The sequence below is a fragment of the Novosphingobium sp. BL-A-28-Hi1-0D genome, from assembly GCF_055521755.1.
The window spans coordinates 3,187,057-3,199,533 of record NZ_CM145502.1 but is presented as its reverse complement, the minus strand read 5'-3'; the positions used below and the strand labels follow the sequence as shown (position 1 = coordinate 3,199,533).

Here is a 12,477-nt window from a genome sequence, read left to right as displayed (position 1 = left end):
TGGAAAACCATAGAGGTTTCCGGGCGATTGGCCCCCTCTTGCTGGCTATCGAACGGCAATTGTCCTAGGGCCGGACTCCACCCTTTGTCTCTATAACGAAAAGCTGTTCCCGTGAGCGACGACACCACGATCATCGACCCCCCTGCCCCCTCGCCCGAAGGTGAGTTCCAGCGGATCGACATCGTCGACGAGATGAAGACAAGCTATCTCGATTACGCGATGAGCGTGATCGTCAGCCGCGCGCTCCCCGACGTGCGCGATGGCTTGAAGCCGGTCCATCGTCGCATCCTGTGGACCAGCCACGAGAACGGGTTCGTCTCCACCAAGGCCTATCGCAAGTCCGCGCGTATCGTCGGCGATTGCATGGGCAAGTATCACCCGCACGGCGACAGCGCGATCTACGACGCACTGGCGCGAATGACGCAGGATTGGTCGATGCGGCTTCCGCTGATCGACGGTCAGGGCAACTTCGGATCGATGGACCCCGATCCGCCGGCGTCCATGCGCTACACCGAAGCGCGCCTTGCCAAGGTCGCGGATTCGCTGCTGGCCGATATCGAGAAGGACACGGTCGACTTCATCCCGAACTACGACGGTTCGGAGCATGAACCCCAGGTCCTGCCTGCCCGTTTCCCCAACCTGCTGGTCAATGGTGCGGGCGGCATCGCTGTCGGCATGGCCACGAACATTCCGCCGCACAACCTTGGCGAAGTGATCGATGCGTGCCTCGCCTACATCGAAAACCCGCTGATCACGATCGACGAACTGATCCAGATCATTCCGGGGCCGGACTTCCCGACAGCGCCGCTGATCCTGGGTCTTTCCGGCGCACGCAAGGCCTATCACGAAGGCCGCGGCTCGATCATCATGCGGGCACGCCACCAGATCGAGGAAACGCGCGGTGACCGCCGCTCGATCGTGCTGACCAGCATTCCCTATCAGGTCGGCAAGTCCGGTCTGGTGGAAAAGATCGCTGAAGCCGCCAAGGACAAGCGGATCGAGGGCATCTCGGATATCCGCGATGAGTCCAACCGCGAAGGCGTGCGCGTCGTTATCGATCTCAAGCGCGATGCGACGCCTGAAGTCGTATTGAACCAGATCTGGCGCAATACGCCTGCGCAATCGAGCTTCCCCGCCAACATGCTGGCGATCCGTGGTGGTCGGCCGGAAGTGCTCAACCTCAAGGACATCATCGAGGCCTTCGTCCGCTTCCGCGAGGAAGTGATCACCCGCCGCACCAAGTTCGAGCTCAACAAGGCGCGCGACCGGGCCCATATCCTGCTCGGCCTTGTCATCGCAGTCACCAACCTCGACGAAGTCGTGCGCATCATTCGCGGCTCTTCTAACCCGTCGATTGCCCGCGAAGCGTTACTTTCGCGCGAATGGCCGATGGGTGAGATCGCGCCATACATCAGGCTGGTCGAGGCCATTGAGGACATGGGTTCGGTCGACTCCGCAACCTATCGTCTGTCCGAAGTGCAGGTGCGCGCAATCCTCGACCTGCGCCTGCATCGCCTCACAGCGCTCGGCCGTGACGAGATTGGCGAGGAACTCGAAGGCCTGGCTCGCACGATTGCAGAGCTGCTCGAGATCCTGTCCGACCGCGTGAAGCTCTATGGCGTGATGCGCGACGAACTGGCTGCGGTGCGACAGGCCTTTGCCACGCCGCGCCTCTCGGAAATTGCGCCAGCCGCCGATGGTATCGAGGACGAGGATCTGATCGAGCGCGAGGACATGGTCGTGACCATTACCCTCGATGGCTACATCAAGCGTACCCCGCTCTCCACATTCCGCGCGCAGAACCGTGGTGGCAAGGGCCGCTCGGGCATGGCGACGAAGGACGAAGATGCCGTGGCGACAATGTTCGTCACCAGCACTCATACGCCCGTGCTGTTCTTCTCGACGGCGGGCAAGGTCTATCGTCTGAAGGTGTGGCGCCTGCCCGAAGGTGGACCGACCACGCGCGGCCGGCCGGTCATCAACTTGTTGCCGGCGCTCGATCAGGGCGAGACCATCGCCACCGTACTGCCGCTGCCCGAGGACGAAGCAGAGTGGGGCAAGCTCTCGGTGGTATTCGCTACGGCAAAGGGCAATGTCCGTCGCAACTCGATGGACGCCTTCGCCAACATCCCGTCGAACGGCAAGTTCGCGATGAAGTTCGAAGAGGACAGCGAAGATCGCCTGATCGGCGTCGCGCTGCTCGAAGCCAGCGACGACGTTCTGCTGGCGACCCGCTCGGGCAAGGCCATCCGCTTCGCAGGCGACGAAGTGCGCGAGTTTACCAGCCGCACCTCGACTGGTGTGCGCGGCATGACGCTCAAGGGCGACGACGAGGTGATTTCGCTCTCGATCCTGCACCGCGTTGGAGCGAGTCCGGAAGAACGTGAAGATTACCTGCGCTTCGCGCCTTGGAAGGGCGAAAAGGAAGGCGAGCCTTCGACTCCTGCCGAGCGGATGGCAGAACTCGCCTCGCGCGAGCAGTTCATCCTCACGGTTTGTGCAAACGGCTATGGCAAGCTCTCCTCTGCCTATGAATACCGGCGGACCGGCCGCGGCGGTCAGGGCATCACCAATATCGACAACATCGCCCGCAACGGCCCTGTGGTAGCGAGCTTCCCGGCAACGCAGGCAGATCAGCTCATGCTGGTGACCGATCAGGCCAAGCTCATCCGTCTGCCGCTGACGACACTGCGCGTGATCGGTCGTGGCTCGGCAGGCGTCCGCTTGTTCAACGTTTCCGGCGACGAACACGTGGTCAGCGCCGTGCGCCTTGCGGAAGAAGAGGGTTCCGAGGACGAGACGGTCGATACGGCTGAAGGCGAAGGCACCGTCAGCGAATGAGCGATGTTCTGTTCATTGCCTACAAGGTGCTGACGGCGCCGCAGATGGCGCAGTTGGAAACCGATGGCGTGTTCAGCGGCGCGCCGATCGATCTTGCGGATGGCTACATTCACCTTTCGACCGAAGCGCAACTGACCGAGACTGTCGACAAGCACTTTGCCGGGCAGACTGATCTGCACGTCGTGGCAGTCGATCTCGCCGTGCTTGGTGATGCGGTGAAATGGGAGCCATCGCGAGGCGGTCAGCTGTTCCCGCACATTTACGCAGACTTGCCGCTGAACGCCGCCATTGCCTATGGTCCGCTTGAACGGGATCTGAACGGCCGCATCAGGTTGCCTGTGGCGAGTTGAACTCACCTCTCGCACGGAGAGTAGAGATCACGCCGATGCAGATTAGGAACTGGCCGAAATAGTACAGTGGCCAGATCAGCAGTTCCGGAACCGGGCTACCTGCCAGTGGCCCCATGCGTGCAAAGATCAGCAGGTCTGAAACGACGAACATCATCGCGCCGAGGCCGACGCGGTAGCGGGGAAAGCTGCTGAACCATGCTGCTGCCGCCATACCGGACAGGCTCAGCGCATAGATCGCAACTTGGGTCTGACCTGTTAGCTGCAACGATATCAGCGGAACAGCCAGCAGCGTTACGATCGCCGCGGCCTTCTGGCTTGGACTTGGGCGCTCCCGACGGAAGCGGAGGTAGAGCGAGATTGCCGCCAAATGACCGAGCAGGAACGCCACGGCTCCCAAAGCAAAATTCAATTCCAGAACCACGTCGCCAATCGCGCCGAGTGCCATGACCAGCGCGATCAAGTGCGCATTGCGAGAAGGGTGGTGCGCCCAGGCATAGGCGGCGAGCAAAGCCACGCCAGCGCTCTTCCACGCGATCAGCCACAGGCCGGGAACATGACTCTTCGATGCGAGCCAGTAGCTTGTGCCTGCGACAAGGCTGGCCAAGAGCCATGGGCGCTTTTCTATCAATCCACGTTCTGCCACGCGTCCCCTTCCCTCCTGCACTGCGGACGGTCTTGCCGCAGCGGCGCGGCAATGCCAAGGGCTGCGACATGACCCATCAGGTACACATCATCGGCGGCGGCATGGCCGGCAGCGAAGCGGCCTGGCAACTGGCCCGACGCGGCATTCAAGTACGTCTCTCCGAAATGCGCGGCAGTGGCGACACGACGCCGGCACACAACAGCGACGGCCTGGCCGAGCTCGTCTGCTCAAATTCTTTCCGCTCGGACGATGATGAGAAGAACGCTGTCGGTCTGCTGCACTACGAGATGCGGCAGTGCGACAGCCTGCTGATGGCCGCCGCTGCCAAGGCGCGTGTCCCCGCCGGATCTGCTCTCGCAGTGGATCGGGATGTCTTTTCCGCTGAAGTCGAAGCAGCCCTGCGTGCCCAACCAACGCTCGAGATCGTGCGGGAGCGCGTGGACGCTCTTCCGACCGAGGGGCTGACCATCGTCGCCACCGGACCGCTGACCGCGCCCTCGTTGGCCAACAGCATCGGCTCGGCGACCGGGGCCGACAGTCTCGCCTTCTTCGATGCGATTGCGCCGATCGTCTATCGGGACTCGATCAACATGGACGTTGCCTGGATGGCCTCGCGCTGGGACAAGGGGGCGGAAGCCTCGCTGGCCATGGGTGGCGACGGGCGGGACTACATCAACTGCCCCATGAACAAGGAGCAGTACCTTGCATTTCGCGAGGAACTGCTGGCGGGCGACAAGACAGAGTTCAAGGAGTGGGAAGCGAACACGCCCTACTTCGACGGCTGCATGCCCGTGGAAGTGATGGCCGCACGGGGTGTCGAAACACTGCGGTTCGGACCGATGAAGCCGGTCGGCCTCGACAACCCGCACTGGGCAACGCCAGAGCATCCCAACGGTCGCTGGCCCTATGCGGTCGTCCAACTGCGTCAGGACAACAAGCTCGGCACCTTGTGGAACATGGTCGGCTTCCAGACCAAACTCAAGCATGCCGAGCAGGTCCGCGTGTTCCGGACGATTCCGGGGCTAGAGAACGCGGAGTTCGCGCGCCTGGGCGGCCTGCACCGCAACACCTTCCTCAATTCGCCAACGCTGCTCGATCGCCAGCTGCGACTGAAGTCCGCGCCCCACATCCGCTTCGCCGGGCAGATCACCGGTTGCGAGGGCTATGTCGAGAGCGGTTCAGTGGGTATGCTGGCAGGGCTCATGGCCGCAGCACAGATCGCGGGCCGGCAATGGTCGCCCCCGCCGCGCACCACTGCCCTCGGCGCATTGCTCGCCCACATCACAGGCGATGCCGAAGCTGAGAGCTATCAGCCGATGAACGTGAACTTCGGCCTTTTCCCGCCACTGCACGATGTGAAGAAGAAGGCACGCAAGGAAGCCTATACCGAGCGAGCAAAGGCAGACATGGCCGCCTGGATCACGTCCCTGCCCTGACGCGGCTTAATTGCACGAGCACTTCTGCTTCGGCTTGGGCTTGTCCTTCGGGCGGGTCGTCGCAAACTCCTGACGCGTCAGGAAGAGATCGCTGTTGCCATCGGCTGCCTTGAACTTGTCGACCGTGGCGAATGCCCACTCCTCGAAGGTCAGCAGGTTGTTGCCGTCCTTGTCGAGCTTGCGAAAGGCCTTCGCGCGCTGGCTCAGCATTTCGGTGCGGCTGATCCGGTTGTCACGATCCTTGTCGACCAGATTGAACCGCCGCGTTTCCTTGCCAACCACCGTTGCCGCCGGCGGCTCGGCCCCCATCAGGCCATCGACATCGGCACTGGGCAGATCCTCCGGTTCGCCAGCTGAAGCGTCCTCGATATCAAGCGCAGGCAACGCCTCGCCCGATACGGATTGTGCCCTTCCCTGCCACCAGAATATCCCCGCAGCGACAAGCATCAGCGCCGCCAGACCGCCAAGCAAACCACGCACCATCGCCACCGCCTCCGCGCACTTGGTCTAGCCGTGCCTTCGAGCGTGAGCAGCCTGAGATGGTGCCAGTTTGGCGTGAAGTCAGCGACCGAGGAGCCCGGCCCACATGACCCGTCCCAGATCGCGCAACGGCGTTGGCGTGCCACCGTGCGCTTCACGGCGAGCCATTGCGCGCAACACCGCTAGCGGCCGCATCGCGCGGGGCAGCGCTGAGGAAAACCCTGATGCAGTCGACGGATCGACGAACTGGCGAGCCGCTTCCCTTACGGAATCAGCATCATCGACCCCGAGCAGACGTGCGAGCGCGACAAGCGACTCCACGCGGGCCTTCGCGAGTTCGGTCCCGCCGTCCTCCGCAACCACAAGCGCTTCCCATCCATCAACAAGACAGACGAGCTCGCGATGCATCTCGTTCCAGGCTTTCAGGTTACCCAGAACCGGCTCACTGACCGGCCAGGCGGAAGAGGGCTCGCCAAGCCGATCACGCCACCATGAAAGCCTGAGCTGAATCATTAAAGGTTCACGACCCGGTCGCGCGGTTTCAGCCAGTCGCCTTTCAAACAGGAAGAGTGCCAGCCACGCTGGCCGCGCAGTGCTGGGCGCGTAGACCAGCGCCAGACGCTGTGCCGGATCAAGCATTTCGGGGGCTTCCGATGGTTTATCCTGCATTACCGCGACACCTGTATCATTCCCCTAATCTTTAACGGCCCGTCAACCAGATGGCTTCAAGATGAACTTACCACGACGAACTAATGAACGAGTCGCGCCGATCAGGCTTCGGACGCCACTGGCAAGGTGAAAAGACGCTAGCAGGATGCTTAAAGCATTTCGATCTTTGGTCAGGTTGCGTGACTTCTTCAAGCGCCTTGCCCGCCACACCAGCGGCAATGCAACGCTGCTTGTAGCGATTGGCATGCCGGCTTTCATCGGTGGTGCCGGTCTCGCTGTCGATACCGCGCAATGGTATATGTGGAAGCGTGAATTGCAGTTTGCAGTGGACCAGGCAGCCCTTGCAGGTGCCTGGGCGAGAACGCAAAGCGCCACCCGGCCCAATTACAGCGCCCGCGCGCTTCAAGAGTTCAATGCGAACCTCTCTATCACAAAGGACCTGACCGTCGCCCCGCCCACGGTGACGTTGTCGAACTACGCTGGTGGCAGCAACAACAGCGTCACGGTTAGCGCATCTGTCAGAGACACCCTTCCCTTCTCGAGTTTCCTGACCGGCAAGGGCACGACTGTGACCGCCTATGCGCAGGCTGCTTACACCGCAGGCAGTTCGTTCACCTCGTGCCTGATCGCACTTGACGAAGATGACAGCGGCGCCGTGACGATCGGTGGTACTTCGGTACTGAAGGCCAAGTGCGGCATTGCAGCGCTGTCCACGTCGGACTCCTCGGTCCTTGTCGACGGCAACCCCGACATCGATGCAGGCTGGGTACTTTCGCGCGGTGGCATCGACGACTGGTTCAATCTTCATACCGACGACGAGGTTCATGATTACCTCGAAGGGCTCTTCGATCCCTTTGCCAGTGTTTCGGCGCCAAATCCCACGGAAAGCCAGGTTGCGAGGTCCTATTACTGCGTCAAGGGAACAACGACCACACGCGCAGACCGCAACAAGAAAACCTCGGTGACCTATACCTACTGGAGAGGCGCCACATGGCAGACCGCGACCACGCAGGTCAACGATAACAAGAACGCCAAAAAGGCCTACAGCACGGAGTCGAATGACAGCTACGTCATCGTTGAAGAGACGGTGATTGCGGGCACCACCTATCAGACGACGGTTGCGTGGACCCAGACAAACAATGGCTCGGGTAACAACATAGTCTGGGAAAAGATGGAGACAGTCGTCGCCACAACCTACTCGAACATTAGCAAGACGACGACCGCCGACCTCGCTTCGGTCCAGCCCGGAACCTACACCGGCGGGATCAAGGTTTCCTGCGCGACCTCGTTTGCTCCGGGTGTCTACATCATTGACGGCGGCGGGGTCGAAATCAGCGGCCAGTATTCGGTCGTTGGCAGTGGCGTCATGTTCGTGCTCAAGAACGGTGCCTACATCAAGATCAACGGCGGTTCGAATATCAACCTGACCGCAATTCAAGCTTCGGATCTGGTCAACCGCGGGGTTCCGACGGATCAGGCCAACGCGCTGGCGGGCATGCTGGTCTTCGAAGATCGCGCTTCTACAGGTACTGACCGCAGCAAGATTAACGGCGATGCCGCAACGGTACTGAACGGTACGATCTATCTTCCGAATAGCGGCATTGATTTCACCGGTACGGCAAAGGTTACAAGCCAGTGCCTGATGATCGCTGCAAATACAATCACGATTACCGGCACCGCGAACATGACCTCGTTCTGCCCGCCAGGAATGTCTGAGGATACGATCGTTGCGCGTGAAGTGAGCAAGGTGAAACTGGTGGTATGAGCTTTCTCGTGCCCTCTCTGCGTTTGATCCTGGCGGATATCCGGGGGGCAATGGCGGTCGAAACCGCCATTATCACGCCGCTGATGGTGTTGATGAGTCTCGGGGCCTATCAGGTCAGCAGCCTGGTTGCGCGGCAAAGCGAACTGCAAAGTGCAATGACCGTGGCCGAGTCGATCGCGCTTGCGACCGATCCCGACACGACAGATGAACTGACGACGCTCAAGAACGTCGTAGCAACCACGACAGGGCTGACTGCAGACCAAATTACCGTGGCTGCAGCCTATCGTTGCAACTCATCGGCGGAATATGTCGTTCTTGAAAGCACTTGTGCAACTGGCGACAACGTCTCGCGTTACGTGCAGGTGACGGTGAGAGACGATTATGTCCCGATCTGGACCGAATTCGGCGTCGGATCGACAATCGCGCTGCGGGTGAACCGCTATATCCTCTATGGGCAGAAGACCAAGGCATGAAGACCTTCAGAACTGCCCATTTCCTGCGGCATATCCTGCGCCAGACAGAAGGCTCGGTTATCACCGAGTTTGCACTGCTCGCACCTACGATCATGGCGCTAATGCTCGGCGTTTTCCAGATCGGTATCGGCATGCAGAACTATAATGCGATGCGTTCAATCGGATCGGACGTGATGCGCTACGCGGTCGTGAATTACCAGACCGGCAACGAACTGTCGAACGATCAGATTCGCTACCATATGCGCTCGATTGCCATCAAAAACCCGTACAACCTCGTTAGCTCCAGACTGGCACTGAGTGTGACGAGCGTTGCGACGCCGCGCATTACAGGCACAATCGAGAAGTCGGTTACGATGACCTATAGCGTCCCGACTGTGCTTTCCTTCATCGGTGTAGATGAATTTCCGATCACTTACAGACAGCCGCTGATATTGGTCCAAGCGACATAGATATTGCCCCGCTATATCTACGTTGCTTGGGCGATCGTTAGAATATTAACCATAATTGGCGTTCAAAACGTGCCTGTCTCACTGAATTTATCTCCATTTTTACGATAAGTGTTTTCCTCATTCTTAGGGGTTTTCACTTAAGGGTTGGCCTATGTCGTCAGACCTGCGCCTTGCTGCTGCCAGAAACTCGCGTTGGTCGCGCGCGCGCGCAGTTGCGGCCTGCCTGCGCGCACTGGCAAGGGAATCGTCCGGCAATGCCCTGATGATTCTGGCTTTCTCGATCGTGCCACTGCTGGCCCTTGTGGGCTCGAGCATCGACATGGGCCGGGCCTATCTGGTTGAATCACGCCTCCAGCAGGCCTGCGACGCAGGCGTTCTGGGTGCCCGAAAGGAGCTTGGCGCAATCACCAACTTCGATCCGGATGTCGACGGAGCGGCTGTCCTCACCAAGGGTAACCGCTTCTTCAACGCAAACTTTGCAGATGGCATCTACAATTCGGTCGATCGCAACTTCGAAATGACACTCGAAGAGGACCAGTCCGTCGGCGGAACGGCGTCGGTGATCCTGCCCACCGAAATCATGCAGTTCTTCGGAAAGGAACAGATCGATATCTCGGTGAACTGCCGGGCCGAGCTGAGCATTCCCAACACCGACATCATGATGGCGCTCGACGTCACCGGTTCGATGGCGGAGAGCAATCCCGACGATACCTCGCCGAAGATTTCAGTGCTGAAGTCCGTCGTGAAGGACTTCTACGCCACCATGGAAGCGACCCGACAACCGCAGAGCCGTATCCGCTACGGCTTCGTGCCCTACTCCACCAACGTCAATGTCGGTGCCCTGCTCAAGGACGAATGGGTCGTTTCCCAGTGGAGCTATCCCTCCAGGACGCTCGTCGGCACCAGCTCTTCCGGCGGACTCTACGGGTATTACAGCGCTGTTTCCCCGGTATCTGGCACGTACTACACTACCAAATCTACTTTCGCTGCCACGCCAGACGGCACGGGCGGTTACACCTGCAGCCGACCGTCCAACACATTGACGTCATCGACGGCGCTTGTGTCCACCGTCACCGAGACAGTCACGAATCCCGATGGAACCAAGACGACGTACACCTACAATCGCACACGCAATGGCGACACGTACTCGGTCAGCCGTTCGGGTACGACCTGCACGCTCTCGACCACGACGTTTGCCAACTACGTTGACACGTACAAGTACATCACCGAGCCGACACTCGCGAGCGGGAGTTCATGGCTCTACAAGGACGTCGTGCGCGATACGAGCGATTGGCGCACGGCATCGAACGGCTGCATCGAAGAGCGTTCTACCTACGAGATCGGCGACTACGACAATGTCGACCTCGACCGCGCACTGGACCTCGACATAGACCGCGTTCCCACTCTTGGCGACACGGACACCCAATGGCGTCCGATGTACCCCAACATGATCTACGAGCGTTCGCGACTCTGGAATGGCACGGGCAGCTTTACCACCGCTGAAGTAACGACCAACAGCGAGTTCATTTCGCCGGGCCCCGCAGGCTTCGCAGCCTGCCCTGCCGCCGCTCGCAAGCTGCAGGTTTGGGCGAAGGCCGACTATGATGCCTATATCGACAGCCTGGTCGCTGCTGGAAGCACCTATCACGATATCGGGATGATCTGGGCCGCCCGCCTGCTTTCGCCGACCGGTCTGTTCGCCAGCGAGAATGCCGATGTCTCGTCCAGACAAAGGACCAGCCGACACCTGATCTTCCTCACCGATGGGCAGACCTCCTCGCTGGATATCAGCTACAGCTCCTACGGCGTGGAGCCGATTTCGCAGCGGCGCTGGTCCCCCTCGTCGCCGCTGTCACTGACAGAAACGATCGAGAAGCGCTTCTCGTTTGTCTGTGAAGAAGCGAAAAAGAAGAACGTCACCGTCTGGTTTGTCGCTTTCGGGACCGACCTCAATCCGATCATGACCCAGTGTGCCGGAGCCGGCCACTACTTCAAGGCAAGCAATTCGGCAGAACTGCAATCCTCCTTTCGCAAGATTGCCAAGTCCATCGGTGACCTGAGGCTCGCGATATGACCTTGAGGACCGCTATCTCTATCCTGCTGGCTGATCGGAAAGGCGCAACTGCAGTCGAGTTTGCGCTCATCTCCCCGCTGCTCGTGTTGCTCCTCATGGGGCTCTTCGACATGGGTTTCTCGGTTTATGCCAACACGATGCTGCAAGGCGCGCTCCAGCGCGCCGCGCGCAGTTCCACGGTGGAAGGTGCTGCAGGGACGCTTGCTTCCATCGACAACGCGGTAGCAACCGAAATCCATCCCGTGGTTCCCGATGCCAATCTCGTGTTCTCCCGGAAGGCCTATGCCAACTTCACGGACGTGGGCCTTCCCGAAGACTTCACGGACAGCAATGGCAACGGCGCTTGTGATGCCGGGGAGCCTTACGAAGACGCAAATGGAAGTGGAACGTGGGACCGCGACCGAGGGGCTGCCGGTCTCGGCGGTGCACGCGATGCCGTCCTCTACACCGTCACCATGACGTACACGCGCAAGTTCCCGATGGCATCGTTGATCGGCATGTCTGAAACGGTGACGAACAGTGCCAGTACCGTGCTGCGGAACCAGCCCTACGACATGCAGAAGAGCCTTGCCAAACTGGGGAACTGCGCATGATGTCCTGGCGGAAAGTGCTCGCGCATCTGAAGCGGAGCCAGTCTGGCGTAGCAGCCGTCGAGATGGCGTTGGGTGCGCCACTTGTCTTGACGCTTGGCCTTTGGGGCGCCGAACTTGGCAATCTGGCCATCACGCACATGCGCATAAGCCAGCTTGCGATGCAGCTCGCCGACAACGGATCGCGCATCGGCGACGTCTCGATGCTGGAAGATCTCAAGATCTATGAGAGTGACATCAACGATCTTCTGGTTGGTGCAAAGATCCAGTCCGGCAAACTTGACCTGTTCGAGCACGGACGTGTGGTCATCAGCAGCCTCGAAGTCGTGCCAGGAACCGAAGACACCCAGTACATCCATTGGCAGCGCTGCAAGGGCAAACGCAACTTCCAGTCGTCATACGGTGGCGAAGGCGCGGGCCTTGATGGTTCCCTTGAGGGCATGGGACCTGCGGGCGAGGAAGTCAGCGCAGCTCCTGGAGATGCCGTGATCTTCGTCGAGATCGAGTACGCCTACCAGCCCCTGGTGAGCGCCCGGTTTGTTCCCGATGCTGTCATCCGCACGACTGCGACCTTCAATGTCCGTGATGACCGCGATCTCACGCAAATCTATCAGCGCAATTCAGCCACACCAGATACCATCGCAAGCTGCAACGTCTTCACCGGCTACGCCACCTGACAAAAAAGGGCGCCGGATCCCTCCGACGCC

At 60.1% G+C, this 12,477-nt stretch carries 12 protein-coding genes; 9 read left to right on the top strand and 3 right to left on the bottom strand.

The genetic code is table 11. The features are described 5' to 3' along the window. Nucleotides 1-111: 111 nt before the first annotated feature. Entirely contained in the window at nt 112-2,841 is a 2,730-nt protein-coding gene (gene gyrA / locus ACZ1JW_RS15470) for a DNA gyrase subunit A (protein ID WP_465141228.1), read from the top strand. Then, nucleotides 2,838-3,191 carry a DUF952 domain-containing protein gene (locus tag ACZ1JW_RS15465; RefSeq protein WP_465141227.1) on the top strand — a complete coding sequence of 118 codons (354 nt, stop codon included), beginning with the start codon at nt 2,838-2,840 and terminating at the stop codon, nt 3,189-3,191. Before gyrA ends, ACZ1JW_RS15465 begins: the two co-directional genes overlap by 4 nt. Here ACZ1JW_RS15465 and ACZ1JW_RS15460 read toward each other — a convergent pair. Then, the gene (locus ACZ1JW_RS15460; protein WP_465141226.1) at nt 3,169-3,795 is read right to left on the bottom strand and encodes a lysoplasmalogenase family protein; all 627 of its coding nucleotides are present in this window, start codon (nt 3,793-3,795) and stop codon (nt 3,169-3,171) included. The two genes, ACZ1JW_RS15465 and ACZ1JW_RS15460, sit on opposite strands and share 23 nt — an antisense overlap. 107 nt (nt 3,796-3,902) lie before the next feature. Here ACZ1JW_RS15460 and trmFO point away from each other — a divergent pair, with 107 nt between their 5' ends. After that, entirely contained in the window at nt 3,903-5,270 is a 1,368-nt protein-coding gene (gene trmFO, locus ACZ1JW_RS15455; protein ID WP_465141225.1) for a methylenetetrahydrofolate--tRNA-(uracil(54)-C(5))-methyltransferase (FADH(2)-oxidizing) TrmFO, read from the top strand. Nucleotides 5,271-5,276: 6 nt separating this feature from the next. On the opposite strand, the gene ACZ1JW_RS15450 is transcribed toward trmFO, so the two are convergent. Further along, nucleotides 5,277-5,753 (bottom strand): EF-hand domain-containing protein, encoded by a 477-nt coding sequence (locus ACZ1JW_RS15450; RefSeq protein ID WP_465141224.1) that lies wholly within the window; start codon nt 5,751-5,753, stop codon nt 5,277-5,279. Nucleotides 5,754-5,831: 78 nt separating this feature from the next. Next, nucleotides 5,832-6,419, bottom strand: a complete 588-nt coding sequence (locus ACZ1JW_RS15445) for a hypothetical protein (protein ID WP_465141223.1) — start codon at nt 6,417-6,419, stop codon at nt 5,832-5,834. 145 nt (nt 6,420-6,564) lie between these two features. Here ACZ1JW_RS15445 and ACZ1JW_RS15440 point away from each other — a divergent pair, with 145 nt between their 5' ends. The 6 genes from ACZ1JW_RS15440 (at nt 6,565) to ACZ1JW_RS15415 (ending at nt 12,447) form a co-directional block, all read left to right on the top strand. Next, nucleotides 6,565-8,184 carry a pilus assembly protein TadG-related protein gene (locus tag ACZ1JW_RS15440; RefSeq protein ID WP_465141222.1) on the top strand — a complete coding sequence of 540 codons (1,620 nt, stop codon included), beginning with the start codon at nt 6,565-6,567 and terminating at the stop codon, nt 8,182-8,184. After that, complete coding sequence (locus ACZ1JW_RS15435) at nt 8,181-8,657, top strand: TadE/TadG family type IV pilus assembly protein (RefSeq protein ID WP_465141221.1); 477 nt, start codon at nt 8,181-8,183, stop codon at nt 8,655-8,657. Before ACZ1JW_RS15440 ends, ACZ1JW_RS15435 begins: the two co-directional genes overlap by 4 nt. Continuing rightward, nucleotides 8,654-9,106, top strand: coding sequence for a TadE/TadG family type IV pilus assembly protein (locus ACZ1JW_RS15430; protein WP_465141220.1), 453 nt, complete (start codon nt 8,654-8,656; stop codon nt 9,104-9,106). Before ACZ1JW_RS15435 ends, ACZ1JW_RS15430 begins: the two co-directional genes overlap by 4 nt. 151 nt (nt 9,107-9,257) lie before the next feature. Beyond that, a complete protein-coding gene (locus ACZ1JW_RS15425; protein WP_465141219.1) occupies nt 9,258-11,180 on the top strand; it encodes a pilus assembly protein TadG-related protein in 1,923 nt (640 codons plus the stop codon). Continuing rightward, entirely contained in the window at nt 11,177-11,773 is a 597-nt protein-coding gene (locus ACZ1JW_RS15420; protein ID WP_465125920.1) for a TadE/TadG family type IV pilus assembly protein, read from the top strand. Before ACZ1JW_RS15425 ends, ACZ1JW_RS15420 begins: the two co-directional genes overlap by 4 nt. After that, nucleotides 11,770-12,447, top strand: coding sequence for a TadE/TadG family type IV pilus assembly protein (locus ACZ1JW_RS15415; protein WP_465141218.1), 678 nt, complete (start codon nt 11,770-11,772; stop codon nt 12,445-12,447). Before ACZ1JW_RS15420 ends, ACZ1JW_RS15415 begins: the two co-directional genes overlap by 4 nt. Nucleotides 12,448-12,477: the final 30 nt, after the last annotated feature.

Excerpts from the sequence above, each read along its gene's own strand:
- ACZ1JW_RS15465 (WP_465141227.1), top strand. The coding sequence starts at position 2,838 with ATGAGCGATGTTCTGTTCATTGCCTACAAGGTGCTGACGGCGCCGCAG.
- trmFO (WP_465141225.1), top strand. The coding sequence starts at position 3,903 with ATGACCCATCAGGTACACATCATCGGCGGCGGCATGGCCGGCAGCGAA.
- ACZ1JW_RS15450 (WP_465141224.1), bottom strand. The coding sequence starts at position 5,753 with ATGGTGCGTGGTTTGCTTGGCGGTCTGGCGGCGCTGATGCTTGTCGCT.
- ACZ1JW_RS15445 (WP_465141223.1), bottom strand. The coding sequence starts at position 6,419 with ATGCAGGATAAACCATCGGAAGCCCCCGAAATGCTTGATCCGGCACAG.
- ACZ1JW_RS15440 (WP_465141222.1), top strand. The coding sequence starts at position 6,565 with ATGCTTAAAGCATTTCGATCTTTGGTCAGGTTGCGTGACTTCTTCAAG.
- ACZ1JW_RS15435 (WP_465141221.1), top strand. The coding sequence starts at position 8,181 with ATGAGCTTTCTCGTGCCCTCTCTGCGTTTGATCCTGGCGGATATCCGG.
- ACZ1JW_RS15430 (WP_465141220.1), top strand. The coding sequence starts at position 8,654 with ATGAAGACCTTCAGAACTGCCCATTTCCTGCGGCATATCCTGCGCCAG.
- ACZ1JW_RS15425 (WP_465141219.1), top strand. The coding sequence starts at position 9,258 with ATGTCGTCAGACCTGCGCCTTGCTGCTGCCAGAAACTCGCGTTGGTCG.
- ACZ1JW_RS15420 (WP_465125920.1), top strand. The coding sequence starts at position 11,177 with ATGACCTTGAGGACCGCTATCTCTATCCTGCTGGCTGATCGGAAAGGC.
- ACZ1JW_RS15415 (WP_465141218.1), top strand. The coding sequence starts at position 11,770 with ATGATGTCCTGGCGGAAAGTGCTCGCGCATCTGAAGCGGAGCCAGTCT.